The organism is Bacillus sp. 3255 (genome assembly GCF_031456485.1).
Taxonomy (GTDB): domain Bacteria; phylum Bacillota; class Bacilli; order Paenibacillales; family NBRC-103111; genus Paenibacillus_E.
Genome location: NZ_JAVDUS010000004.1, coordinates 375,998 through 402,231, shown reverse-complemented (window position 1 = coordinate 402,231; position 26,234 = coordinate 375,998). Strand labels below are relative to the sequence as shown.

General features: G+C 49.6%; 28 protein-coding genes. 7 read left to right on the top strand and 21 right to left on the bottom strand.

Features of this window, described 5'->3' with window-relative positions; genetic code table 11:
* From J2X61_RS08735 to J2X61_RS08715, 5 genes are all read right to left on the bottom strand, one after another.
* Positions 1-703 (bottom strand): reverse transcriptase domain-containing protein (locus J2X61_RS08735; protein ID WP_310187387.1); only part of this gene is annotated, 703 nt, incomplete at its 3' end.
* A gap of 449 nt (positions 704-1,152) precedes the next feature.
* Entirely contained in the window at positions 1,153-2,379 is a 1,227-nt protein-coding gene (locus tag J2X61_RS08730) for a multidrug effflux MFS transporter (protein ID WP_274469329.1), read from the bottom strand.
* A gap of 243 nt (positions 2,380-2,622) precedes the next feature.
* Positions 2,623-3,960 (bottom strand): hypothetical protein, encoded by a 1,338-nt coding sequence (locus J2X61_RS08725; protein WP_310187383.1) that lies wholly within the window; start codon positions 3,958-3,960, stop codon positions 2,623-2,625.
* A 48-nt stretch (positions 3,961-4,008) separates the two neighbouring features.
* On the bottom strand, positions 4,009-4,779 hold the full coding sequence (locus tag J2X61_RS08720) for a DODA-type extradiol aromatic ring-opening family dioxygenase (RefSeq protein ID WP_310187380.1): 771 nt from the start codon (positions 4,777-4,779) through the stop codon (positions 4,009-4,011).
* A 7-nt stretch (positions 4,780-4,786) separates the two neighbouring features.
* Complete coding sequence (locus J2X61_RS08715) at positions 4,787-5,437, bottom strand: alpha/beta hydrolase (RefSeq protein WP_310187410.1); 651 nt, start codon at positions 5,435-5,437, stop codon at positions 4,787-4,789.
* 159 nt (positions 5,438-5,596) lie between these two features.
* Here J2X61_RS08715 and J2X61_RS08710 point away from each other — a divergent pair, with 159 nt between their 5' ends.
* Entirely contained in the window at positions 5,597-6,148 is a 552-nt protein-coding gene (locus tag J2X61_RS08710) for a helix-turn-helix domain-containing protein (protein ID WP_310187377.1), read from the top strand.
* A 48-nt stretch (positions 6,149-6,196) separates the two neighbouring features.
* Here J2X61_RS08710 and J2X61_RS08705 read toward each other — a convergent pair whose 3' ends face one another.
* Positions 6,197-7,072 (bottom strand): LysR family transcriptional regulator, encoded by an 876-nt coding sequence (locus tag J2X61_RS08705; protein ID WP_310187375.1) that lies wholly within the window; start codon positions 7,070-7,072, stop codon positions 6,197-6,199.
* Between the two features lie 170 nt (positions 7,073-7,242).
* Here J2X61_RS08705 and J2X61_RS08700 point away from each other — a divergent pair, with 170 nt between their 5' ends.
* The 3 genes from J2X61_RS08700 to J2X61_RS08690 all read left to right on the top strand — a co-directional run bounded on the left by J2X61_RS08700 (position 7,243) and on the right by J2X61_RS08690 (position 10,368).
* Complete coding sequence (locus tag J2X61_RS08700) at positions 7,243-8,424, top strand: MFS transporter (protein WP_310187371.1); 1,182 nt, start codon at positions 7,243-7,245, stop codon at positions 8,422-8,424.
* A gap of 314 nt (positions 8,425-8,738) precedes the next feature.
* Positions 8,739-9,125, top strand: a complete 387-nt coding sequence (locus J2X61_RS08695) for a DnaJ family domain-containing protein (RefSeq protein ID WP_310187369.1) — start codon at positions 8,739-8,741, stop codon at positions 9,123-9,125.
* 142 nt (positions 9,126-9,267) lie between these two features.
* Entirely contained in the window at positions 9,268-10,368 is a 1,101-nt protein-coding gene (locus J2X61_RS08690; protein ID WP_310187366.1) for a GerAB/ArcD/ProY family transporter, read from the top strand.
* Between the two features lie 3 nt (positions 10,369-10,371).
* Here the strand turns inward: J2X61_RS08690 and J2X61_RS08685 are convergent, their stop codons facing one another.
* The 9 genes from J2X61_RS08685 to J2X61_RS08645 form a co-directional block, all read right to left on the bottom strand.
* On the bottom strand, positions 10,372-10,602 hold the full coding sequence (locus J2X61_RS08685) for a hypothetical protein (protein WP_274468926.1): 231 nt from the start codon (positions 10,600-10,602) through the stop codon (positions 10,372-10,374).
* The gene (locus J2X61_RS08680) at positions 10,602-11,768 is read right to left on the bottom strand and encodes a Ger(x)C family spore germination protein (protein ID WP_274468924.1); all 1,167 of its coding nucleotides are present in this window, start codon (positions 11,766-11,768) and stop codon (positions 10,602-10,604) included. The genes J2X61_RS08685 and J2X61_RS08680 overlap by 1 nt, the downstream gene beginning before the upstream one ends.
* Positions 11,765-13,246 (bottom strand): spore germination protein, encoded by a 1,482-nt coding sequence (locus J2X61_RS08675; RefSeq protein WP_310187361.1) that lies wholly within the window; start codon positions 13,244-13,246, stop codon positions 11,765-11,767. The genes J2X61_RS08680 and J2X61_RS08675 overlap by 4 nt, the downstream gene beginning before the upstream one ends.
* Before the next feature lie 119 nt (positions 13,247-13,365).
* Positions 13,366-14,445, bottom strand: coding sequence for an NAD(P)H-dependent flavin oxidoreductase (locus J2X61_RS08670; RefSeq protein WP_310187358.1), 1,080 nt, complete (start codon positions 14,443-14,445; stop codon positions 13,366-13,368).
* Positions 14,446-14,481: 36 nt separating this feature from the next.
* A complete protein-coding gene (locus J2X61_RS08665) occupies positions 14,482-14,796 on the bottom strand; it encodes an NIPSNAP family protein (RefSeq protein ID WP_310187356.1) in 315 nt (104 codons plus the stop codon).
* Positions 14,797-14,900: 104 nt separating this feature from the next.
* Positions 14,901-15,644 (bottom strand): SDR family NAD(P)-dependent oxidoreductase, encoded by a 744-nt coding sequence (locus J2X61_RS08660; RefSeq protein WP_310187353.1) that lies wholly within the window; start codon positions 15,642-15,644, stop codon positions 14,901-14,903.
* Between the two features lie 151 nt (positions 15,645-15,795).
* Positions 15,796-16,338 carry an NAD(P)H-dependent oxidoreductase gene (locus J2X61_RS08655; RefSeq protein WP_310187351.1) on the bottom strand — a complete coding sequence of 181 codons (543 nt, stop codon included), beginning with the start codon at positions 16,336-16,338 and terminating at the stop codon, positions 15,796-15,798.
* 27 nt (positions 16,339-16,365) lie between these two features.
* Complete coding sequence (locus tag J2X61_RS08650; protein WP_310187348.1) at positions 16,366-16,686, bottom strand: NIPSNAP family protein; 321 nt, start codon at positions 16,684-16,686, stop codon at positions 16,366-16,368.
* A gap of 72 nt (positions 16,687-16,758) precedes the next feature.
* Positions 16,759-17,328: a TetR/AcrR family transcriptional regulator gene (locus J2X61_RS08645; RefSeq protein ID WP_310187345.1), complete on the bottom strand. Its 570-nt coding sequence runs from the start codon at positions 17,326-17,328 to the stop codon at positions 16,759-16,761.
* A gap of 219 nt (positions 17,329-17,547) precedes the next feature.
* Between J2X61_RS08645 and J2X61_RS08640 the strand changes: the two genes are divergently transcribed.
* The 3 genes from J2X61_RS08640 to J2X61_RS08630 all read left to right on the top strand — a co-directional run bounded on the left by J2X61_RS08640 (position 17,548) and on the right by J2X61_RS08630 (position 20,813).
* A complete protein-coding gene (locus tag J2X61_RS08640; protein ID WP_310187343.1) occupies positions 17,548-18,417 on the top strand; it encodes a LysR family transcriptional regulator in 870 nt (289 codons plus the stop codon).
* Between the two features lie 181 nt (positions 18,418-18,598).
* Positions 18,599-20,101: a lipopolysaccharide biosynthesis protein gene (locus J2X61_RS08635; RefSeq protein WP_310187340.1), complete on the top strand. Its 1,503-nt coding sequence runs from the start codon at positions 18,599-18,601 to the stop codon at positions 20,099-20,101.
* Positions 20,079-20,813 (top strand): class I SAM-dependent methyltransferase, encoded by a 735-nt coding sequence (locus J2X61_RS08630; RefSeq protein WP_310187338.1) that lies wholly within the window; start codon positions 20,079-20,081, stop codon positions 20,811-20,813. Before J2X61_RS08635 ends, J2X61_RS08630 begins: the two co-directional genes overlap by 23 nt.
* A 236-nt stretch (positions 20,814-21,049) precedes the next feature.
* Here the strand turns inward: J2X61_RS08630 and J2X61_RS08625 are convergent, their stop codons facing one another.
* From J2X61_RS08625 to J2X61_RS08600, 6 genes are all read right to left on the bottom strand, one after another.
* Positions 21,050-21,508 (bottom strand): YoqH family protein, encoded by a 459-nt coding sequence (locus tag J2X61_RS08625; RefSeq protein ID WP_310187337.1) that lies wholly within the window; start codon positions 21,506-21,508, stop codon positions 21,050-21,052.
* 123 nt (positions 21,509-21,631) lie between these two features.
* Positions 21,632-22,477, bottom strand: a complete 846-nt coding sequence (gene mle / locus J2X61_RS08620) for an alpha/beta fold macrolide esterase (RefSeq protein ID WP_274468904.1) — start codon at positions 22,475-22,477, stop codon at positions 21,632-21,634.
* Positions 22,478-22,864: 387 nt separating this feature from the next.
* A complete protein-coding gene (locus J2X61_RS08615; protein WP_274468903.1) occupies positions 22,865-23,335 on the bottom strand; it encodes a type II toxin-antitoxin system VapC family toxin in 471 nt (156 codons plus the stop codon).
* A gap of 8 nt (positions 23,336-23,343) precedes the next feature.
* The gene (locus J2X61_RS08610) at positions 23,344-23,640 is read right to left on the bottom strand and encodes a hypothetical protein (protein WP_274468902.1); all 297 of its coding nucleotides are present in this window, start codon (positions 23,638-23,640) and stop codon (positions 23,344-23,346) included.
* A gap of 540 nt (positions 23,641-24,180) precedes the next feature.
* Positions 24,181-25,212 carry a zinc-dependent alcohol dehydrogenase gene (locus J2X61_RS08605; protein ID WP_310187336.1) on the bottom strand — a complete coding sequence of 344 codons (1,032 nt, stop codon included), beginning with the start codon at positions 25,210-25,212 and terminating at the stop codon, positions 24,181-24,183.
* 29 nt (positions 25,213-25,241) lie between these two features.
* A complete protein-coding gene (locus J2X61_RS08600) occupies positions 25,242-26,234 on the bottom strand; it encodes a hydroxyacid dehydrogenase (RefSeq protein ID WP_310187333.1) in 993 nt (330 codons plus the stop codon).

Sequence of the window (26,234 nt, the reverse complement as noted above, 5' to 3'; positions counted from 1 at the left end):
CCTCAAAACTTTGCTTCACAATGGCGCCAGATTTCAGGTACTTGTGTATGAGCGAGACCACTCGTCCATCCTTAATGGTTCTCGATAATACTTCGACGAGTTTACTTTGATTTACGGTGTCGAAGTATTTCTCTAGATCCATGTCGACCACGTATTTATACCCTTCCTGTATGTTCCTCTTACTTTTCCTGATCGCATCGTGTGCACTCCGCTTAGGACGAAAGCCAAAACTGTTTTCCGAGAACTGCTTCTCATAGATCGGTGTAAGAACCTGAGCGATTGCCTGTTGAACAACTCGATCTACCACCGTTGGTATTCCAAGATTTCTTTTCTTTCCGTTCTCTTTGGGTATTTCCACCCTTCGAACGGGATTAGGGCGGTATTTTCCGTCCAGAATGGACTGTTTGAGTGACTCTCCGTTTTCTTTGAGGTATTGCAGAAGTTCATCTACTTTCATCCCATCGATTCCATGAGAGCCTTTGTTTGCTTTCACCCTCTTGAATGCTTCATTCAGGTTACTATTGCTCACAATTTCCTCCAACAGTTCCTTCTTTGACTCGTTTGCGTTGGTGGTGTTGTTTTCAGTTATCCTTTCAGGAATGTACGCTCCCGCATATCCTTCGTATTCCGTACTATTCTTCTGCGCGGAGCCTTCCTTTCTTGGAAGTTGGCTGTACTTCGCTCCTGATTTGGTACCATTCATTGACTACCACCTCCTAAGGTTCAGCCCTTCCCCCGAATTGTCGACGATTCGAGGTACTATGGCGTCTGCTGACTTCTCATGGTAAATCTTGTTTCAACCGTGATTTGAGGTGCATCTACTCACGTCCATGAGATCTCCCACGGTAAGACGGTTCACTTTCCCTCCATGTACCCACATCATTTACATTGGTATGTCCGTGTAGTTGATTGGACTTCGTTTTGTTTGGCAAACTCATCCCATACCTTATGCCTGATCATGTTCGTGTTCCTTGGGTCGGAGTTTTGCCTCCAGCTTCCTTCAGATTCCACCTCACGGTGGACACCCTTGCTCTTGGCTAATGGTTGGTAACTACAAACCCCCATAGTGGACTTTCACCACCTAGTTAACCGCCATGCGCGGCACACCAAAAAAAAGCAGACGCCTCTGGCGATCTGCTTTCTGTACGTTTATTAATTCGTAACAGCTTTCCCTGCTTTAGCCGCTTTGATGGTACGTCTCCTTACCAGAACGAAGTAAGCCAACATCGCTGCGGCACTCGTCAACAAAATAATCACACCTAACGGAACGGCCGTGTCTTCCCCCGCGATACCGACTAGCGGTGAGACCACCGCGCCGAGCAGGAAGGGAACGACGCCGAGCAGCGCAGCCGCACTGCCTGCCATATGCCCCTGACTCTCCATAGCTAGCGGGAATGCAGCCGTTGACGTAATGCCGATTGCCGCTACGAAGAAGAATAACGGAATAACGATTGCCACTAGCGGTCCATGGACGAACGCCACGATCAAGACCGTGATGCTCGCCAAAGCGGCAAGACATAGGCCGAACAATAGGAAAGCTTGCTCGGATACGCGATGCGTCATCCGTCCGACGATTTGGGAGCCGATGATCAGACTGACGCCGTTCGAACCGAATAAGAGGGCGAATACGGTCGGCGAAACGCCATAAATATTTTGATAAATAAAGGGGGTTCCCGATACATAGGCAAACACCCCTGCAATCATGATGCCCTGTGCCAGCATATACCCCATGAACTGGCGGTCCCGGAAGAGCGATCCGTAATTCCGCAGCTGTTCGGTGAAATTGCTGGGTCTCCGGCGCTCAAGCGGCAGTGACTCCTGCAGCTGCCATTTGGTTACCGCCAGCAGGAAAATTCCCAGCAATGTCAGTGCAATAAAAACGCCGACCCAGGAAGTGAATTTGAGAACGCCGCTGCCGGTTACCGGTGCCACTAGCGGACCCAAATTACCGACCAGCAAAAGCAGCGAGAAAAATTTGGTGAGTTCGTGTCCGCTATATAAGTCTCGTGCGATTGCGCGGGAGATGACTATGCCTGCCGAAGCGGCAAAGCCTTGCACGAACCTGGATGCAATTAGCAGCCAAATATTCGGCGAGATTGCGCATGCTAGACCGGCCACGACATAGAAGGCCATGGAGATCAGCAGCGGATTGCGTCTGCCATACACGTCGCTGAGCGAGCCCATGACGAGCTGGCCGATGCCTAATCCAAGTAAACAAGAGGTCAAGCTAAGCTGCACGAGTGAAGCCGTCGTACCGAATTGGTTCACTATCTCCGGGAACGCCGGTAAATACATATCGATCGTAAATGGCCCCAGCATGGAAAAAATACCGAGCAGCAAAGCCAGCCTGAACGCGGGCGGATTGTTCTTGTTCGTCATAATCGTATGAATCTCCTCTTCTTCTTTCCGTATCAACGACTCGTCTTCTCTATATGCCGCTTACTCCATGATTTGGAGTACCTGATCAGCAGGCCCTTAAATTTTGAAGCGGTGAGTCTGCCTTCCATCCTACCATAACTGTAATCATTATGACAACACTTTAATGCGGCTCGCAAAAAAACAGCCCGAGGAGGGCTGCTTTAATAAATGCATTAGGGGTTCTTATATTTTCTTATTGAGGTCCTATTTCAGCAACATAACGGTCAACAGGAAAAGGATCAGCGTAACCGCCATCCCCCCGGCAAATTTATAATTCGGCTTCGCCATTTCAAACACAGGCTTATGAAACAATCCTGCCAGCAAATTGTTCACGGCCGAAGCCGGCGAGATGGGATTGGACAAGCTCCAGCTTCCCAGCAGCAGTACGGCGAAATAGACAGGGCTGATGTGAACGCTAACCGGATCAATGCCGCTGACAAGGATAGTGACCGGCACAATCGGATGAAGTCCGATGAACGATGTACCTGCAATGAGAAGCACCGTAAATAGCGAAAATGATAAAAATACCGGCAGCGGTATTTGTGCTAGCAGTGCCGGGACCGCGGCGCCGAACTTCGTTATCCCGATCGCTCCGCTGAAGAAGCCTGCGGCCATGAACAAGGTGATTTCTTTCTGCAAGGCGGGAAATGTGACGTTAAGATGATTCTTCAATCCTTCCAAGTAGACATCCTTCGCCCTTGCAGCCAAGCACCAGATGAGCGGGAATAGAACTGCCGCTATACATATTAACATCACCATTGGTAGTTCAACCCACCGCTCCAACAAAAGAATGGCAAGTATCGCCGTCATTAAATATAGACCGAGCCCCACAGGAAAAGCTGCTTTCTTATGCGCCGTATCCGCCTCTGGCTGAACATCCTTCTCCACCTGACGCAGCTCGCGGAAATCCAACGCCCAGCTTACGACAAGACTCAAGATCGCTAATCCCAGCAAATAGGGCAGTACGGCTGACCAAGACAGCGCAAGCGCTGAGGTCACTAATGTCATCGCCGCGAAATACGGCGACCATAGAATAGCCCCCGCGAATCCACGGTTAAGCGCATTGGCGAGGAGCCGAGACATCTTGGGCTGCGGGTTGACGAAGACCATTTGGTACACGACAGGGATCGAGCCCACGTTGATGAACACGCCCATAATCTGCGTAAGCATTTGTGTGCCCATGAATAGCGCTGTTCGGCTTCGAAAGTTGGCTTCGTAGAATCGCTTCAGGGATTCGACGTAGGCAGGCAGCCGTACGGGAATCCCAAACAGCGGCGCAAACATAAATAGGGTAACGATCGTCACATTGATTCCCGCTGCTTCGAACCATACCTTAGGCTCGGCTTTCTGAATCAGCATGAGAACCGTTCCGACAACGAGAAAAGAGATCGTTAACCAACGGGTTAACCCCTTAAGCTTCGGCAGCATCACGGCGATGGCCACAAAGACCAGCCCCCCCAGCACCGAAGTTAGAACCTTCAGATGAGTCAACTGCTGCACGATATAAACAGCAGCCATGGAGAAGAGCGCGATCCTCTCCATGGCTGTTCTAACCGCGGATATCATCCGTCCGCCCTCTCTCATTCATATTTAATTAAATTTCCAGCAGCTTAAACTGAGGTTGCCGTATTGATAGCTTCGATGAATCAGTTCCGCATGCCGATTGGAGTCTCCGCTTCCCATAGCGAGCAGAAGCGGAATGAAATGTTCATTGGTCGGCACCGCTTCGAGGGCGTGCGGGGCCAGCTCACGATATTGAAACAGCGCCTCTGTATCCCAGGACTCCAGCTTGCTTTGGAGCCAGTTATCGAACGCTTCCGCCCACGTATCGACACCTTCGGCTTGCCATTTCAATTTCCTTAAATTATGAACCGTACCTCCGCTGCCGATGATTAGGACATCCTGCTCCCTTAGCTCCGCCAATGCCCTGCCTGTTTGATATTGCTGCTCATTCGAGAGATAGCGGTTAACGGACAGTGCGGTAACCGGAATATCTGCATCCGGATACAACAACTTCAGCACAGCCCAAGCCCCGTGATCGAGCCCCCGCTTCTCATCCGCGACGCTCGGAACGCCGTGTTGGAGTAACAGCGATTGCACCTGCTCGCTCAGCGAACGGTCGCTTCGTGCCGGGTATGTCATCTCGTAAAGCTCATCCTGAAAACCACCGAAATCATAAATGGTTTCATACGTATCAGCGGCACTGACTCTTTGGACTTGCTCCTCCCAGTGTGCGGAGAACAGTACGATCCCTTTCGGTCTAGGCGTGTGTTGGTGAAAATTTTTGAGCAATTGCGTGTAGGCGTTGTCCTCAAGCACGATAGACGGTGCGCCGTGTGCGAAAAAATAGGAAGGCATCATAGGGTTCTCACTCCTCATTTGTCATTATATCGGCAGTATGCTTCAGCCATTCCAGCACATCCAGCTGGTTCTGCTCCGTTACGCCGTGGTCCGAAGGATAGATGTTGAATGTAAGAAGCGGTGTCTGTTCCTTGAAGAAGGCTGCTGTTTCGTGACCGATCCGTACGGGGAAGACGGAATCATATTCGCCATGGGAGACAAATACGGAGACATCCTTCACACTTCGCAGCGAATATTCCCTCTTCACGAATTCAGGTACATACCCATTCAACGCAACGATTCCTTTCAACTGATCCCCCATCGTAAGCGCAAGTGTCATGGATAGAATGGCGCCTTGGCTGAACCCTAATAAGAATCGTCTGTTCTCATCAATGGGATACTTCTGAGTCGCGTAGTGAATGAACGCCTCGAGCCGGTTAACCGCTTCGTCGAACAGTTCCCGAATTGGATTGCCCAGACTTTTCAACTCATAGTACTGGAAGCCCGCACCGAGCGGCAGGTTGCCGCGAATACCGATAAGGATGAAGTCATCTGCCAACGGAGCGACCAGACCGAACATATTGCTTTCATTGGAGCCTTTGCCGTGCAAGGTGAAAACAACCGGGTATTTCTTGTCCTTGTCATAGTTGGACGGCAGATGAATGTCATAATGATACATCGGATTCAAATGAATCACCTCTTTATTTATAATAAATATTAGTCATAGAGAAATTAGTTTCATAAAAGTAATGTAATACAAAGACGTTTGACGTGTCAATAGAAAAATTGTTAATATAGAACTATAATTAGTATTACAAATATTCAAGAGGTGCATATGATGGATATCGGGTCCACAATACGAGCGATTCGGAAGCGGAAAAATATCACAATTGCGCAAATCTGCGAAGAAACCGGCCTGTCCCAGGGATTCATGAGTCAGGTTGAAACGAATAAAACCTCCCCCTCCATCTCGACTCTGGAAAACATCGCGCAGGCTTTGAACGTTCCTTTGGCTTATTTGCTTCTGAAGAAAGAAGACCGCATGCGTATCGTTCGCAAGGATGAACGCAGCATGACGACAAGCGGTTCGGATCATCTGAAGGTGGAACACTTGAGTTCTACCAAAAATGTAAGAATGATGCTCGTGGAATTTCCTCCCGGAACTTCCACAGGAGACGCTCCTCATGCCCATGAAGGCGAAGAGGTTCATTTGGTCATTCAAGGCAGGATCTATGCGGAGCAAGGTGAGGACTCGGCTGAATTCACGGAAGGCGATTCGTTTAGTTGGAATGCCTGTACTCCGCATGTCGTACGGAACATTGGAACGGATACGGCCATCGTACTCATTTCGATCTATACGGAAACTGACGGTGGACGGGACTACATCTAAGCTGCAAATCATAAATAAGAGCCAACCCTTATGGGGTTGGCTCTTGAACTACTTCAGATGCTCCTCAGCGAAATGGATAAAAGCACGCGCCGCGTGATTCAGATACTTATCCGATCGGTACACGATGCTCATCTCCCTCACAGGCGGATAATCCCGGATCGGGAGGAAACGGAGGTCCAGGCTATCAATGGACTCCAGCAGCGAGTTGGCCACGATGCCTACGCCGATATTCGCCTTGACGAAATGAAAGATGGACGGATTGGAGCTCGTCTCGACCACCACATTCAGTTGGATGCCGTACTGCCGGCACCAATTCTCCAAGAAGTCTCTCCCCCATAACCCTTTAGGATACAAGATAATCGGCAGTGACTGCAGATCAGCCAAAGCAACCGAATCGGCCTGAGCCAGTTCATGATTTTTGGAAACGGCAATACCATATTCTTCCCGGGATAATGGACGAATGACAAGCCGCGGATCATGCAGAGGCTTTACCGCAATTCCGATATCCGTATCCGTGTTTAGTACGAGTCCGGTTACATTGACTTCCGAGACGATCTTCAGCCGGATGTTCGGATAGCGCTGGAAGAATCGGATAAACATCGGAGTAAGGCGGTAATCTAATTCCGACGGCAGAGCCCCGATACTCAAGCTCCCTCCTTTCTGATGATACAGATCGTCCATCTCTTGGCGTGCATTGCTGAGGTTTTGCAGCATCATTTTGGCGTGCTTTTTCAGAACGGCGCCAGCGTCGGTCAACTCGATCCGTTTGCCGATCCGGTCAAAAAGCGGCATGCCGATTTCTTCTTCCAGCGCTTTAATTGACAAACTCAAATTCGGTTGAGAGATTCCGATTCTCTCCGCTGCTTTCGTGAAGTGCAGCTCCTCGCACACTGCCATGAAATATTCCAACTGCCTTAGCTCCATATGTCCTTACCTCTCTATAAACAGAAATCGTCCCGAATCATTTGTATTTTAAATGATAATTATAAATTCAATATAATTGATAAATATTTGTTCATCAAGTAAGATTTGTTCACCGGTAACCGATACGTGAATCAGGTTAAGGCAATGATACTAGAACGGGAGTAATGGCCATGAAAAAACAATATCTTATCGCAGTAGCTTTATTCGTCGCTTCGCTCAACTTGCGTCCGGCGATCAACTCCATTGCGCCCCTGCTGGACAACATCCGGGCGGACCTCGGCATGAGCGGTTCTGTCGCCAGCCTGCTCACCTCCATTCCCGTGCTGTGCATGGGACTCTTCTCCCCGTTAGCCGTGAAGGCAGGCGGCAGGTGGGGAATCGAGAAAGTGATGGGCATGTCGCTGATTATTATTGCAATCGGCACGGCGCTTCGCGTATTTACGAATTCCGTTTTCTTCTTTATCATTACGGCGCTGGTCGCCGGGATCGGAATCGCCATCATCGGCCCGCTGCTCGCCGGATTTATCAGAAAGTATTTCCCCAAGCAGATCCCTTCGATGATCGCCGTATATACGGTAGCCCTAACTTTAGGGGCTGCGTCCAGTTCGGCGTTGTCCGGTCCGCTGCAGACCCATTTAAACTCCTGGCAGTACTCGCTCGCTTCGTGGGCTATCGTCGCTATCGCGGCCGCCGTACTCTGGTGGTCCATCGTTCGCCCGAATGCCGCGAACGCGAGTGGTTCGAAGGGAACGTCCAGCCCTAAGCTGCCATGGGGGGACGGCAAAGCCTGGATGCTGACATTGTCCTTCGGATTCATGGCGATGTTGTTCTACTCGTTTACGGCATGGCTGCCGCAAATCATTCAAGGCATGGGATATAGCAAGAGCTATTCGGCGACAGCGCTAACTTTATTCGTCCTTATTCAAATCCCGGTCAGCCTGCTCATACCGCTGCTGCTCAAGAGGTTCCCGTCACGCCGCTTGTGGTTGGTCGTCTCTGCCTTGTTGGAGCTCGTCGGCCTCATTCTCCTGATGCTGAAGGTTGAGCCTACGGTTGCCGCACTGCTCATCGGAATCGGCGCTGGTGGATTATTCCCCTTGAACCTTCTTCTTCCGATCGACGCCACGACGAATGCGCAAGAAGCTGCTTCCTGGTCGGCTATGGCACAATCGACCGGCTATGTCATCGGCGCCGCTGGTCCTCTCATGCTCGGCAGAATCCACGATGCCACCGACAGCTTCGCCTCCGCCGTCGTGGTCATGATGGTCATCGTGGTGGTGATGATTTTCGTTCAATTCGCAGCAACCGCAGCGAAACGCCAAGCTGTGAAGGCTTCATTCCAGCCGCAATAACCTGCCATGTGCCTGCATAGCCTCCCTAATGAATTGCACACACTATCAGAGATAGTGCAATTCATACTTACAAAGAGAGGGGACGATCATCATGTCAACGCACGATCAGCAACAAGAGAAACACGCCAAGCAGCAAGATGATAACAAACCGAATCATGGAAGCAGAAAGAAGAAGAAACAGAAATAGCCTCTAAAAGGATCACGGATGAACAAGCTGCCGCAGCGTGCAAATACGGCAGCTTGTTTTGTTGTACATAGCAGGACTCACTGGCTATTTCTATGATAAAATGATGGGATGAGGAGTTGATCAAGCAATGGAATTTGTGCGCTCAATCGCTGAGGAGAGAATTGCCGAGGCCATTCGCCGCGGCGAACTGGACAATTTGCCTGGGGCCGGCCAACCGCTCCCTCCTGACGAATTAAGGAATGTTCCCGAGGATCTTCGGGTGGGGTTCAAGCTGCTCAGGAATGCCGGAATGATGCCCGAGGAGATGCAGCTTCGCAAAGATATGATCACGCTGGGGGATCTGCTCCCCGTATGCCGGGATGAGAAGGAGCGTACGAAGCTTCAGCGCGAGCTGTCAGCCAAGCGGTTTCGCTATCAATCGCTGATGTCCGACCGCGGATGGCATGCATCGGAAGCCTTCACTGATTACGAGAGTCAGATCCGGCGCAAGCTGACCGAGCGGGACGATTCATAGACTTCGATAGTTAGTCTGCCGGTCAAGCGATATGCGTTCGCGTTCACACGAATAGACAACCGATCCTAAGTAGTTCTCCTTGCATGAGCCAGTCAAATAAGGGAATACTTGGGGGTAGTCTATTTTCGAAGGAGAAACGCGAATGCAGCCTGCTGATAAAATATCGGGAACGCAATTAAGCTTATTAATTTTTTCCTTTATAGCTCCTACCGTTATACTCGTCATTCCGAGTTTGATGGCCACATTTTCGAAGCAAGATGCTTGGATCGCTATTTTCCCGGCCATTCTGATTGGAGCTATCAATATTTGGGTTATGATCGTTCTGGCGAACCGGTATCCTGGCCTGACGATCATTCAGTACAGCCAACGGATCATCGGCAAATGGGCCGGCACTCTTTTAGGGTTTTATTTTATTTATTACTGGATTAATTTTGATTTCGTCATTCTTAATCAACATATACAGTTCATCAATACGGTTCTGCTTCATCGAAGTCCTGCGATCGTGATCAGTCTGACATTGGCCCTCTTATGCGGAGCGGCTTCTTATATGGGAATTGAATCCATAGCAAGATGTAATGGGTTCCTGGCTTTATTCATCATCGTTTTATTGATTCCGCTCTTATTGCTGATGCTCACAGAATCGGATCCGCAGCGGCTGCGTCCTGTGATGAGCAATGGGGTCATTCCCCTTCTGCAGGGATCCGTGTTTCCCGCTGGGTATCTATGCCAATTTTGTATTTTAGGCTGGCTCTTCCCTTATTTAAATCAACCGGACAAAAAAGTCAAAGCCGCCTACTCCGCCTTGTTATCGATTTCCGGTCTTCTCGCAATTACACTGATCCCCTTAATTATGGTTTTCGGCCCTTTGACGGAGAAACTGACGTTCCCGGTGCTAAGCGTCATCCAGTATATCGGTTTTACAGGAAGCTTTGAACGGCTGGAAGCCTTAGCTGTTATTATTTGGGTGATGGGCTGCTTCATCAAAATATCCGTTACCTTTTTTATTATTAGTCTAAGTTTAAGCCAAGTATTTCATCTCGTCAGCTACCGGGACATTGTTCTTCCTATTACGATCTTGTCCGTATTAGGGTCTGTTTTGGTTTTTAAAAATTACTCCACCGACTTGGCCAATTATCTAAGTTTATCTTATCCGGGCTACGCGATTTCGACCCAACTGCTCTTGCCTGTCTTCCTGCTCATGATTGATACAATCAAAAGAGGCTGGAAGGGGTCTCGATTGTGAGCATTACTGCTGCAAAATGAGTTTGCCGACAGGTTCGAAAACCATTCGGACAGGAATTGTCAAGTTTGGAAATTGAACATGGGCGATGACGAGTATGCCTAGGATCATGCACACTCCCATCAAACAAGAATAAACGACAGCCGTTTTAGGCTGTTTTTTATTTAACCAAGTGCCCGCTCTATAGATCGACCAACCAAGTATGAAGATGACAAAAACGGCAATTTGTCCAATCATTATTCATCCTCCTTCTTATGCAGTTCAAAGGTCGAATGCACCATGCCTGATCCTTGTATCGTCAAATTTACATTCACCGATATCTCCGTCCCGGGAAATAAGGTATCCCACTGATCTTTCATCGCCGTCCACCGATCAGGATCGTTCTTGTAAATTTCTTGACCAAAGCCAACACAGTCGACTTTATATTTTTTTTGGATTTTGTATAGGAAATCTTGAACGATTTTCTTAGCCTCCGCTTCCAACGCTTGCTGAATGACTTCAAAATCCTTGGGATCGTTAATGCTCAGAGAGGAATTGTTCTCGGCCAAGCTTCCCATTCCATCCAGCTGGATTTGGAATTGCACAGCGTCATTGACGGTCTGCATACTGATCTTGCTGCGAGCATGATTCAATATCATCCCGACTTCCCCGGAGCCTTTCGGCAAATTGGCAGTAATTCGGCTGAATCTCAGCTTGTCCGTCACCCACATGAGTCCTATCGTTTCTTTATCATCGAATATCCCGGAGAGTTTCAGATGCTTGAATGCGGCGGCGCCGGCGAACCGAAAGATTTGTTTATCGGGGTCTTGAGCGTCATTCTCCAACTCTATCGCGCCTACTACAGGGTGAATTCCCTCGCTTAGAAAGGAGATATAAAAATCTCGCAATGTTGCGGTAATATCATCCCCTGAAATTTCAATCTCCTTCACAGCTTCAATCGGCACTTGCTTTAACGGATAATTCATTTGCAGAATGTTCCGGGCCTCTCCGCCTTTGACCACCACGAGATACGTTTTCAAGCGATTCCGGGGATCGTGAGTGAAAATATCCAACGCGTCCTGAATCCCGTAACCGGCCAAACGTTCGCTAATAAAAACGAAGCTGCGATGTGAGAGGAACAATCTGCGTGTGCTTTTCTTTTGCAGCATCCGATGAATTTCATTACCGCTTTTTCCTGCAGCGTCAATAATGAAATAATTTTTTTTCTTTCCTTCTCCTCCCCCGCTTTTTCCGGCTTCCGAAGTCGAAGGGATGGCGATCTGGAGTGAACATAGAATCTTGCCATCGTCCGTCAAGTCCAGGGCTGTGCCCATCACGAAAGCCAGATCATTAATTTCCGTGCGGTCCCAGCAGCCGGAAACCAAGAACAGACTAATCAAGAGTACATATTTTAGCGGCTTCATCTTCTCCCCCCTGATCTTAAAGCGGCTTTAGCCCAAATCGGAACTCGCAGGAAAACATCCTTAAAGGCGGCCAGCTTAAGCGGGGTGACAGGCGAGAAATAGAGAACTCCGAAGGAACGAAGGGAAGTAACATGCAGCATGATGCCAAGAAAGCCTAATACGATTCCATAGAGCCCAAGGGTGCCCGCCAAGAATAACATGGGAAAGCGAAGCAAGCGGATCCCATTGGCGAAGCTGTATCGGGGAATCGTAAAAGCGGAAATTCCCGTGATGGATACGATAATGACTACCGGAGCGGATATTAGTCCCGCCTGAACGGCTGCCTGCCCGATGACTAAACCTCCGACGATACTGATCGCTTGCCCGATCTGTTTGGGCAGCCGAATCCCGGCTTCGCGCAGCGCTTCGAAGATAATTTCAATGAGTAACGCTTCGATCATCGCTGGGAATGGGACGTCTTCTCTCGAGCCGGCAATACTCAGAACAAGATTGGTGGGAATCATCTCCTGGTGGTAGGTCGTAATAGCTACATATAAGGGAGGTGCAAGGATTGCAAAGTTAATGAAGAGGAATCGTATCCATCGGACGAACGTTGCAACCGGCCAACGAATATAGTAATCTTCACTTGCCTGAAGTCCTGCCCAGAAAGTCACCGGAACGATTAGAGCAAATGGACTCGTATCAACGAGCAGGCTCACTTTGCCTTCGAGCAATTCTCCCGTTACGACGTCTGGCCGCTCGGTGCTTTGGACTTGAGGGAATGGTGAAAAAGGCTGATCTTCAATGAACTCTTCGATATTTCCGGAGTCGAGTACACCGTCTAACTGGATTGGCTTCAGCCTTGATTTCACTTCATCGACTAAAGATGGCTTCGCAACACCTTCTATGTATGTAATCGCAATTTTGGTTTGGGAGAGCTTACCTATCGTGAAGTACTCGACTTTTAATTTTGAAGTTTTGAGTCGGGCACGGATCAGGCTTATGTTGGTTGACATATTTTCGATGAAGCCGTCCCGCGGTCCGCGAATGACCGGCTCGGACGACGGCTCTTCGAGACTTCTTTTCGCGATGCCGGGAATCGAAACCGTTACGACCTGATTGCTCCCGGCCCCTGCAATTGCGGCATGACCTTCCAGCAAGCTGCGAACGGTATCCGATAGTTTGACGGAACAGCTTGCGATACCTGTGGAAATGAATGTATCTACGCTTCCGCTTGCCAGCAGCGGCTGGATGACCTGATCTTCCAGCATTTTTTTATCAATTAAGCTATCTATATAAACAATGAGGCATTCGAGGCTTTGGGGGACTTCCATTCTGCGGCATACCAAATCGGAACAATGCTGAAATGTCGCCTGAATCATCTTCTCGTTGCGCTCAAGATCCGATGTAAATTCCAGCTCATTGTCTTCTTCCAGGATCGGGTTATTCTTATCTGTGCTGGTGGATGAGTTGAAGCTGCTCCTTCTGAACCATTTCATGAAAGATCCTCCTGATTGACACAATCACTGCTATTATGCCAATTGGTGTAAAACCTATGCGAATGCATAAAAGCAGTCCGAGTGATTCATCGGACTGCTTTTATGTACGATTCATAAGTTTAACGAAGGATCCCTTGCGCCTGTTGAATGATCTCACGGACAATGGATTCCGCGGTTTGACCGGAGGTAAGCATCCGCAAGCCTTGTCCTGCCCATAAGGACATGTATTCAGGGTTATTTTGCTTGGCCGCGGCATTCCTAATATCGCGCGTCGCCGTATTTTGCGTTGGGAACGGTAGAGGTTCGGTTGCGCTCTCGTCCCAGCGTCGAATGAATGCATTGGCAACCCCTCTGGCCGGGCGGCCTGAGAATACATTCGTGATAACCGTACTTTCCTCCGTGCTGGAGAGTAATGTATGCTGGTACGCGGGATGCGCTCCGGATTCAACCGCGGTCAGGAAGCGCGTCCCGAGCTGAACCCCCTGTGCCCCTAACGCAAGTGCGGCGACGAGCCCGCGGCCGTCCATAATGCCTCCGGCGGCAATAACGGGAATTCGGATCTGATCCGCAATCTGTGGAACTAACGCCATCGTGCCGATCGTAGCGCCCATCGGGCGGTCCGAAATATCGAAAGTCCCGCGGTGTCCGCCGGCTTCGCTTCCCTGAGCTACAATGGCGTCGCTGCCTGCCTGCTCGGCAAGAAGCGCTTCATTCACCGTCGTCACCATAGTGACGATCCGCATGCCGGCAGCTTTGGCTTGCTCCGTCATCTCCTTCGGGAGGACGCCGAACGCGGTGGAGATCACCGGTACCTTCTCTTCCCGCACAACGGCGAATTGCTGTTCAAAGTGGTCCGGCGTTCGAATCGCTTCTCCTTCACGGGGATGGGGCAAACCCAGAACACCTCTCATCCCGTTGAGTACACGCTGACCTTCTGCAAGTCTCGAATTGTCGTCGGGGGTCCGGTCAGCAAATAAATTGACGCCGAAAGGCGCGTTCGTCCGTTCACGAATTTCCCGAATCGCGTGGCGAAGCGTATCCGGATCCATGTATGCGGCACCTAACGTCCCGAGCCCGCCGGCATTGGATACGGCGGCCGCTAATCGTGCTGTTCCAGGTCCTCCAGCCATCCCCGCCAGAAAGACAGGATAACGAATCTGAAACAGTTTGCAGAGATCCGTTGCCAATGTTATCGTCATCTGACACCTCACCTCCATTCAATTCGCTTAATCGGATTACATAAAGGGAGCGTTGTTCATATAGATAACTTCAATTTTCTCATAGAGCGGACCGTTACGCTCCGTTCTTTCTTCGAGGTCAAGCCACTCCCGATCCTCCAGGAAAGCCTGGAAATTGCGCTCGCGAGAAGCTCGATTCTCATGTTCAAATACATAATACAGTTTATTTCTCGATTCGTCTGCATCCACCCAGAAATTCGTAACCTTCATATGGTGCTTCTTGAAAAGGTCCAACGTATGATGGCTAAACCTGTCCAACAAATCTTGCATGCGTCCCGGTACTACATCATAGATTCGCAGTTCGTATAACATAACGACTTCCTCCTATTCGGAACGATGTTTCTGCCGGCGTCCGGTGATACGCATAGGATTCACCGATATGAATCGATTTACGCATCTCCCGGATGCCGTGCAGTTTACCACTGGCCGGCGTTTTGGCCGCCATCGACATGAACGATTTCTCCGGTCACGAAATTGGCTGTTTCCAGATAAAGAATGGCGTCGACAACATCCTGCTCTTCGCCCATCCGGCCGACAGGGTGCAATTTCGCCAGATAGTCATGGGTGACAGGCGGATGCATCGGCGTTTTGATAATTCCCGGAGCGACAGCATTCACACGAATCCCCTTGTCCGCATATTCGATTGCGAGAGACTTCGTAGCCGTTGCCAGTCCTCCTTTGGTCAGTGCGGCTAGCAGTGCAGGCACCGCTTTGATCGGCTGCGCGGCAACTCCGCTGGCTGTAATGTTGACGATATGCCCGGAGCCTGTCTTCAACATTTCTTTCACAGCCCGCTGCGTAATATGGAAGAATCCAACGACATTGATGGACAATACCGATTCGAAGTCTTCTTCCGTATATTCCGTGAATGGTTTCGAAATAAAAATACCGGCATTGTTGATCAGTGTATCTATTCGGCCAAAGCGAGACAGCGCTTCGTCAATTAAGCGGTCCGCCACGCGCGGGTCTGAGATGTCACCGGCTACATAAGCAACCTGCTTGCCTGTCGCATCAATTTCCTTCGCGGCTTCGATCAGTGCTTGTTCGCGGCGGCCGTTAATGACGACGTTCGCTCCCTCTTTCACCAATTCTATCGCTGCTGCTTTGCCAATACCGCTGCTTCCGCCTGTAATAACGGCTACTTTACCTTGTATACGCATGGTGTTAATCTCCTTTGACTACCTATTAATAGGTAGATTTAATTTGTGGTTCGCTTTGCATTCGATCAACGAATAATGCTTTCTGAAGCGTGTGGACATACTAGAGCTAGTGCGCATCGGCCAACTCCAAGTCATCCAGCGATGCAAGCTCTTATGAATTAACCGTTACGGGCTTCACAGTTTTGATATGCCGGATATAATCGGCTGTGCTTTGTGCTAACCGCTCGTCAGTAAGGTTCGAGACATCGCTTAAAGCGTAATGCGGTAAGTAGCTGGCGTTGATGAATTGAGCAGTCGCTTCAATCGGCCGCAAAATTTCTTGAAGTGTAAACCGGTTGGACCCTGTTGGTTGATAGGACTCCACAGAGCCATAAGTCGAGATTGCAGCGCCGATTTCTTTGCCTGACGTTTTATTGCCATCCGGACCGAAAGCCCAGCCGTATTGCAAGACGGAGTCAAACCACTTTTTAAGTAAAAACGGCGTGCTGTACCAATAAAGCGGGAATTGGAAAATTACCCGGTCATGAGCTTCAACGAGCTGCTGTTCTTTGGCGATATCGATTTGTTCATCGGGGTAAGCCTTATATAATTCGTGAACCGTGATATCATCATGCTTTCGCAATTCTTCTATCCATGTGCGATTCACACGGGAATTTTCAATGCTTGGATGTGTTGCGATGACTAATGTTTTCATATTGATCTGCTCCATTCATAATTTAGATTAGTTTTCGATAAGTGCTGTTGTTTTCATATAAATACTCTCTTGCTTCTTAACCAGAGGCCCATCGAGTTCGGATAGCCATCTTACTTCCAACCATTCCGGATCGTTGCGGAAACGGTCATAATGAAGATTGCGTGTTTCCATATCGGTATGTTCCACGAGATAATACAGTCGGTTGTTCGTTTCGTCCAAGTCTTCCCAGAATTGAACGATCTTCATGTTATGCTTGGTGAACAACCCAATCACATGATCTTTAAATCTGTCTAGAATAGCCTGCATCTTGCCTGGGTGAATATCATAGATTCGCAGTTCATAGATCATCGGTACTATCACCTCCTTTCATTTTCTATCTACTAAAAGGTAGATTATAATCCGAAAAATATCCGCCTTCCATTAGGTCAAAGCGGATAATAATCCTTTCGCGATCATGTCAAACCGGTTCGGGTCCCGAAAACTTCTTGCAAGCAATTGAGCGCCTTGAAGCGCCGCAAGAAATTGATGGGCTTGTACCTCCGCATGGCCTTCATAATGCAGATGCCCTTCCCGTCGCCCATTCTCGAAGACTTGTTCTAGCCAAGCTAAGCTCGTGGCGAAGAATTGGGCTAATGCCTCTCTGACTTTCTCCGATAAAGTAGCCAAATCGGTTGAAAGCATGACGCTGAGACAAGTGCAATTGACCTCCACAGGATCTTTGTAGAGTAGAGTGAACTTCTGTAATCTCTCCAGATGGTTCTGCGTCTCGGCATCGATTTGCGCACTTGCAGCGATGAAGCTCTTGAGATAACGAGCAATCAGAGCTTCCCCCAAATCCTCCTTATTCGGGAAATAATAATGGATACTTGCTGTGCGTATCCCGACTTTGGCTGCAATATGGGCATAGCTGAAACCGTTAAATCCGAATTCCTGAACGAACGCTTGAGCCGTATCCAAAATAAGCTCGGAAGTATGTTTAGTTTTTGTCATGGCGTCATTCTACCTTTTAGTAGATAGCAAGTCAACCCTGCCTGATTCGCTTCCATCTGGCGCTTCGTGCCAGGCAAGCCCTCGCGGTTCGGCTTTGCAAAATCATCATACTACGAATACTGTAATCATGTATAATACAGATTAGAGATATGGCATATCTCAATCATCGATATCTAATCCTAAAAAGAATATGATTTCTTAATATCTATGGAGGTCAAGATGGATTTTCAGTTGCTCAAGGTATTCTACACAACCGCTCAGGAAGGGAGCATCTCCAAAGCTGCATCCAAACTAAATTTTGCCCAATCCAACATCACTCATAAAATACAGCAGCTGGAAGCGGATTTAGAGACGACACTCTTCTATCGGCATCGTCGAGGCATCACACTCACGCCAACAGGCCAAATACTCGTCGATTATGCCGAAAAAATATTGCATATCGTCCAGGAAGCCAGAATGGCTGTCGGCGATTCCGCTGCTCCAACCGGCCCGCTTCGTATCGGATCGATGGAGACGACAGCGGCCGTTCGTTTACCTATACTTTTGACCAAATATCATAGAGATTATCCGGATGTCGATTTCACATTAACGACCGGGCCGACAGAGAAACATATCCATGCCGTGCTGCACTATGAATTGAACGGTGCGTTCGTAGCCGGTCCCGTCGAGCATCCGGAACTGGTTCAAGAATCCGTGATCGACGAGGAACTCGTGCTCCTCACAGCAACCTCTCACGCGCCTGTCTCTTCCATTAAGGATGTAGAATTACGCACGCTGCTTGCTTTCCCGAACGGTTGTTCCTACCGTGCAAAACTGATTCGTCTGCTCGATGAAGAAGGGATCATCCCTGATAAAGTCATGGATTTCGGATCCATCGAGACGATCATCGGCTGTGTCGGAGCCGGGCTTGGCATCGCGCTGATGCCGCGTTCCTTCGTTGCAGAAGCGGCGCATCAAGGCCGAATTCGTCTGCACGATGTTCAAGACAAGTACGCCATAGTCCCAACGGTATTCATCCGGCGCCAGGATGCTTTGATGACACCTGCGTTTTCAGCCTTTTTGGCGGAAATGCGCACTCATTTTCGATAAGGCGGTTACCGATCGTGCAATACCCATAATTCTCTTGCAGGTTTTATCAATCCGCCCTATGCAAGGAATATCTTTCTTTTTCTCCGTATTTCTTTATTTTTGTGGTTTGTCATTCCATCTAGCGTCTGATACGCTTTGGATGTCAGCTTGTGACCCAATCCATGGAAAAGGGGTAATCCCCATGCAAACCCGCCGTTTCAAACTAACGGATACACAGGTTTTTTTGCTTCGAAATGTATCCATCATCGGTCTCGGACTCTTTATTAACCAAATGGTGCAAACCGTAGGCAGCATCGTGCTCGCCAGGCAGCTCGGCGATCCCGATAAGTTCGGTGAAGTCAATCTGCTGCTGCAAATATTCGGTATGATCTCGCTTTTTCTCAATTTCGGATTCAATTCTTCCTTAGTGTATACGTTCTCGCGCAGACCTTTGGAAGCGGTTCAAACGAATTTCCGCGTTGCCTTAATTGGCAGCACCGTGTTCAGCTTATTCATCGGCGTGTTGCTTTGCGCCCTTGCTCCGCTATTAGCGAATTACTATCAATTGCCGGAGCTGCGCGGGGCCTTGATGCTATGCTCGATCATGTTTATTTTTAACTCCATTCTTAATATTGGCGTCGCTTCCTTCTCCGGCAACCGCGATTTCGGTAAGCAGGCGTTCTTCATGGTCATTACGACCGCTCTGTCTACACTCGGGACAGTTCTGGGTGTGCTTTTACCGCGTGGAAATATGAATTTACTCGAAAACATCTCGCTTTGGATGGGCGTAGGGGCATTCCTGACAGCCTTTATTATTTGTATCAAAGTTGAACGTGTGCATAAACCGCAATGGTTCGGTCCGCTTCCCATCCAAGAGATCAAAAACATGCTTGCTTATGGGCTTCCATCCTGGGCCGGCAACATAGCGAAAGCGTTCCAGCAGCCTTTTCTCGTCATGATGGTAGGCTCCAGCTCCGTCCTGGCCGTAGGTTACTTGGCGAACGGGTTTCGCATCACCGGCTTCATCGGCATTATCACCTGGGCCTTCATGATCGTCACTTTGCCTTTTGTCGCAGAGAGCGCTCAGGATGTGGATGAAAGCAAGCAGCGCGGTACGAGCTGCATCCGCTATAACAACCTTTTGCTGTACCCGCTTACAGGAATCATTTGTTTATACCCTGATCAAATTAATGGATTTCTGTTCGGCAAGGAATATTCGACGGGCGATTCCGCTGCGTATATCCGCTTAATGGCCTTAGGGGTTCTCTTCTCTTCCGTCGGACGATTAGGCGGTAGTATCATGGCAGGTATCGGCAAGACGAAATCGACATTTTGGGTGATGATTGCCGCAGGAATTTTCGTCGTTATTTTTGTCCCTATGGTCGCAGCTAAGAGCCCTTTGCTTGCCGTTTGGATTTATACCGGAGGCTGGGCGGTATCGGCTCTGACGATGATCGGATTTTATTATCATGAGAAATTTGCGTTAAACTGGTGGAAGGCCTATGGTGAGCCGCTTCTGCCTACCATAGCGATGATGGCGATGATGGAAATCGGCCGTTTCGCAAAAGGATGGTTTCTTCTCTTCGTGATCGCAGGTCTGCTTGCTTTGATCCTCATTACAATAAAGATAGAGAGAAATCCAATCGCCAAGACTAAGGCCAATCGATACGGAGGTGTTCCTTATGAACAACGAGAAGTCCATTAAACAGCATGTTCAGGAGCAATTCGGCAAACATGCAGACAAGTATGTGACGAGTGATATCCACGCCAAAGGTGACGATCTCGAGCTGCTCGTGAATTGGCTTGCACCTGAGAACACGTGGCATGTCCTGGACATCGCTACAGGCGGCGGTCACGTGGCCAAACAGCTGTCTGGCCATGTCCATCACGTCATTGCCACGGATCTGACGCGTCCCATGCTGGTTGCAGCCGCCAACCATCTGAAGCAGTCGCAGTGCGACAATGTAACCTACGTTGTGGCTGATGCGGAACAGCTTCCTTTTCTCGATCATTCGTTCGATGCCGTCACTTGCCGTATCGCCGCTCATCACTTCCCCCATCCGCACTTATTTCTCCAAGAAGCGGCTCGTGCACTTAAACCGGGCGGCAAATTCGTGCTAATCGATAACGTCGCTCCTGCCGATGCTGCGCTCGGTCATTTTATGAATACATTCGAAGCTATGCGTGACACGAGTCATGTTCGGTGCCTATCCGTTGCGGAGTGGCAGTCCCTCGCGGAGCAAGCCGGCCTGCTTGTGGAGAAGTACGTGATGAATCGCAAGGAGTACAAATTCCCGACATGGGTCATGCGACCGCCTCGAGCGAAGCGCAAGCGAGAAATGTCGAGCATTTCATACTGGATGCGGACCCGACCTGTCAGGAGTATTTCGACGTACAAGTTGAAGAGAATCGACTGAAGTCGCTTCGTATCGATGAATGGCGCGCTTTGCTCAGGAAGCCATGAACGGCACCCGATCGGCGCATCGTGATCGATCTTCCGCCGCGGACAGCTTATAACAGTGTTGCTGCACCTCCCACCGTTTTAGTCCCGCCGCGCTATATCCTGCTCGTCTCACCTAGCACTTTAAAACCGCGTTCGTCGAACTCCACTTCGCTCGCTCCCCCGCCTCTCTCACAGAAAGAAGTTCTTGCTTTACTTACAAGCATTCATGCTGCGCTCTAATACCGCAGGACCCAGCTTCCCAGACTTCGAATCCGAAAGCCGGACCTCCACTTGACTATTCGCAAGATCGGCTGTGATTTCGTCGAACCTGCCAGCCCAAGTTATTCCGCCCGATTCAGGCACCGGATACAAGGGAAATCGCCAGCTAATCTCATTGGGAATGAAAGCGAATCCTTCATACCGGTCATATTCTCCGAAGGAAGACGGGACGGGGAGATCATTGGCAAGAATGCTGATACTGGTGCGGGGAAAACTCGGCGTCCGTTTAACTTTATTAACCAGAAAAACCCCTTTCTCGTTAACATTAGCACCATTGACAGGCTCCATAACGGAGCTGCACGGCAAGGGTACGTCTGCTTGTACACTATACGGGATCACTAGAGCACATAACGAGATGGCTGCAGCGGTAACGAGTACGAGTTTGTTCATACGGGCTCCTCCACATTTTTTAAGTGGTTATTATACCCGGGTTGTTTGTTCAGTATGACTTGACTTCTCCAGCATGTGACAAAGGGAGCCTCCGCTTTACGCATCAGCCCCCTTGATTGATCTTTATTTGCGGGTAGTCAAAGTATGATTGACTATATGATCAATGATGCTCTCCCAATCATCTGCATGCATCTCATGACCCACGCCTTCTAATGTGTGTAGTACCGCTCCAGGAATCTCGTTAACCAGATTCAACCCATGCTCATATGGGATAATAGGATCTTCGGTCCCGTGAATAACCAGAGCAGGTGCTTCGATCTCTCCCGTCCTAGCCAAATAAGCTTCACCGCCTGCAAGCAGACCGTGATTATTGATGCTAGCCATACGGCTGCTTCTCCTAAAGTCTTCTTGGGCCAGTCTATAAACTTTCTTCTCATCAAAAGGGTGCTTGGAACCAACTAAAATACGGGATCTGGCAATCGCAAAATCAATGACCGATTCTTCGTCCGTCCAATCTATGGCTTGCACATTCGAGAAAAAATCAATAATCTTATCCTCCATCGGCGGAAGCCCTGCAGCAAAATTCGATGTTGCGATTAACGTAAGTGTACGTACTCTCGCCGGATGCCGAAGGGCTACCATTTGCGACAGCATTCCGCCCAATGACATACCAACGAGATGTGCTTGCTCGATTTCATAAGCATCCAGCACACGAATCGCATCATCCGCCATATCTTCGAAAGTATAGTCCGGCTGCCCGGGCTCGTAAGTCGTGGAGCGCCCAACATCACGGTTATCGTAGCGAATGACGAAACGCCCCGCGTCCGCCAGACGCTGGCAGAATTCCTCTTCCCACCAAATCAGCGAAGACTGAGCTCCCATGATTAATAGAATGGCAGGATCCTTGCGATCTCCGAAATGCTCGCTACATATTTCAATGCCGTCTTTGTATATCAGCCTTTCGTTCATTCCCATTACCTCCATTAGAAAAATAAAAAACACAGGTCATTGGCCTGTGTTTACAGTATCGATATCAGCGATAAATTGAACCAGCGGATCGATCCCCTGATAGAGAGCGTTACCGGCTCTCTCCGTCTGGGTCTTCCAGCTCGCTTCAATTTACTCTGCGTTCAGTCCATTCGAAAATGGGGATCAGCAACATGTCCTGTCCTCCAGTCGCCGTTCACTGAACATGGTCACCGTGCAGGCAAACCATTCTTCGATTCCTATACACACAAATAGCCTTAACCCGCTATTACCTATACTGTGCAAAGAAAATCAAAGAATTAATTTACCACACGTAACCCCTCCGTCCTCATCAATTACAACCATGCTAACACACATTAAATTCGCCTGTCAATGATTGGAAGGAATAAGGCGTATGTTCTTATCCAACGTGGATAGCATCAAGAAATTGCGGTTAAAAGTAAAAATGCGTTTGACTTGATAGTAGGACATGGTCACAGCTGTGAATGCTTCACTAAGCGAGAACCGGAGCTCGGGTCTATCGATCAGCAGCCGGCGCGATTCCCCCTCGAATTCCGGACCGCTGGAGATGAGTGTCAATCGGCCCTTACTCACGGCTTTGTCGATGGCATTCAAGAAATATTCCGCCTGCTGATAGCTGTATTCATTGCGAAGCCACTCATGCAGCTCGAAAATAATAGAATTAGTCGTAACATAATTACGTTCCAGATCATGCAAATCAAGGAATAGAGAACGAGCTTTCGCATAGCGGGGATCATCAGGATTCATTAATGCGGCTAGAGCCGTTTGGTCCAGAAAAATTGCATCCTGAATATTCATGTGGTTATCCAAAATCAGCACTCCTTATCCTATAGTTTGCAAAGGCCATCCAAATATAGAAGCGGGTTATCTTCCTTTTGATCTACCGAGATCGGAGTTGGTTCGTAAGGATCACTTGTCAGATATTGAGCTATGATTCCATTCACAATTGCGTCCACGCTTGTGTGCTGCCTATCGGCGATCGTCTTTAGTTCCATGTAATTTTCCAATTCGAGTTCTATGAAGGCTTCCTCTTGTTCCTCACTTCTGGAAGAAATGAATTCGGAAGCGGTCGACTTTGCTCTTTCGATTTGATTCTGTATGAAGCGCTTGTAATTTAATTCCATTGTGATTCACTCCTTTGCATAACTCCTATATCGTTTCGTCGAAACGTGTCGATTTCAGGGGGTCGTATGCCAAAATTTTCATTTTAGGAGGGCGGCCTTGGGGACTCTCCTATGCTGCCGGGCATAGCAGCCTCTATACAGCCGTGGTGTCCGTTAGAACGCCTCGTAATGAGCGGAACGGCTGTGCTCCGTTAGAACGCCTCGCGCGATGGGCGGAACTGCCGTGCCGCCTATGGGCACAGCTCACCGGGGTGCGCTCCAGCCGTTCAGCGATTCTAACGGACACAGGCGACGCTATTCAGCGGTCCCATGCCGCTCGCCGACTCTAACGGACACAGGCGCACCTATTTGCCCAAAATCGGGGCATTTCCGCCAAAAAACGGCAAATAGCAGCCGTGGTGTCCGTTAGAATCCGGACAGGCTGCTTGTCGCCGCATTAACGGCTGTGGTGTCCGTTAAACGTCTAACGCGCTGACTGGTATTCAAATAACCGTCAGCGCCCTTCAATTAAAAAAGAGCTGCCCCTAGGCAGCCCCTCTCCTACTTCACATCACAATCAACCATGACGTGAATCGTATCCCCTTTATGCTCGTTCCTGAGTTGGAACGCCCTAGCGATCTCGGCAAGCGGGACGACGTGCGTGATCATCTCCTCGGTGTTGACCAAGCCGTCCAGCACAAGCCGCAGGCCCTCATCGAAATATCGCCGGTTGTCGATATCCCGCTTAGGCTCCGTTGAGAAAATGTCCAAACGCTTCTTGTGGACTTTGAAGAAATCGACCGGCTCATGGCAGGTGCCGATGCAGCCATACATGACAATGCGCCCATTCTGCGCTGCAGCGTTAATCGCATCGACCATTCCGGCGCCTTCCAGTAAGCAAGGAATCACAACGTCGAATCCATCCGGGAAATCGGCACCGACGATATCCATCGTATTTGCCTGCTCATGCGGCATTTTGTACGTGTGCGTGGCCCCGTATTTCCGCGCGAGCGCCAGCTTCTCATCGAACAAATCGGTGACGACCAGATTTCTCGGAGAGAACATGCTCACCACTTGCGTCATCACCAGACCGCTTACACCTTGCCCGGTAATCAATACATTTTTATTCGGAGAAATGTCTCCCAATTCCGCAGCATGAATGATGCCGGGAAGCACTTCGATTAAGGAGCCCTCGATCAATGGCAGACTCTTCGGCAGCACCTTCAGGGAGAACGGCGTACAGCAAACATATTCGGCGAAAGCTCCCCAAACATAACGCAAGGCAACATGATCGCCTTCTTTGACGCCGATGACATTCGGACCGACTTTATCGATCACCCCCGCCACTTCATGTCCCAGCCTTGTCGGGTACGAAATAAACTCCGGCTCACGGGCACCACGGAACACTTCGACGTCGCTTCCGCAAATGCCGACCCATTTCACTTTGACCCGGACTTCGCCTTCCTTCGGTTCCGGGATTAAAGCACGTTTCACACTAATCTCACCAATAGCATCCATGACAGCACACAGCTGGGTGCCTGGTCCTTCGGCGTCCACCAATGCCATTGGCGGAACGGACATTTTTCTAACCATGTCGCGATCTCCTTCCGCAAATCCTCATTTTACGCCATGACTTCCCACATGCGCTCGCTTACTTCGTAGCTGGTCGTTTCATTATTGAAAGCACGGATCACATCCTGCACGACCTCTTCCATCAAGCTTAGATGACCTTGCACGGATGCCCCGGCGATATGCGGGGTCAACAATACGTTGGGCAAGGAACGCAAAAGGCTGTCGGTCTGCAGCGGTTCCTTCTCGAACACGTCAAGGATGGCATAGAACCGGCCGCTAGCCAGCTCTTGCAGGAAAGGTTCCTCTTCGACGACGGCCGCACGCGACGAGTTCATGAAGATGGCACCGTCGGGTATGCGCGCCAACAGCTCGCGCGTCAGCATCCGGTCTGTGGCAGGAACCTTGGGCGCATGCACTGAAATGATGGAACAGCTCATAACCTCCTCCAGCGTCGCGCGTTTCACCTGAAGTCGGGCTGCCGCCTCTTCCGACAAATACGGGTCATAGACGAGCACATTCACCTGGAACGGAGCTAACAATTTCATAAAAGCACGAGCCGTGGAGCTGGCTGAAATGATACCGATCGTGCTGCCGGTCAACTCCCTGCCTTTCAGCCCCAGCTCTCTCCACCCGCCGTTCCGGAGCGATGCGTCCAGCACCGGCAGATACCGCAGGGTAGCGAGCAGTGCGGCAAGACAATATTCGCCGACGCTCAAGGCAATGCGTGGCGCTGCAGAGAATACCCGCACCCCACGGCCGAAAATCCGCTTCGGCACGAGCGATTTCACGGTGCCGGCTGCATGTCCGACGGCGCACAGCTTGGCCGCACGGTCCAAAGCTTCTTCGCTCAAGCTTGGCGATCCCCAGCTTGTGAAGATGACCTCTGCGTCGCTAACGAGGGCAGCCAGTTCTTCCTTGCTGTAATCTTTGCCGGTCTCATTCCAGGTTACATCGAAATGCTCATTCAGCAGCGCCCGGCATTTGGCGGAACATACTTCTTTCAAGCGCGACTCCGGCGAGAGCACTAACGCTTTCTTTTTCAT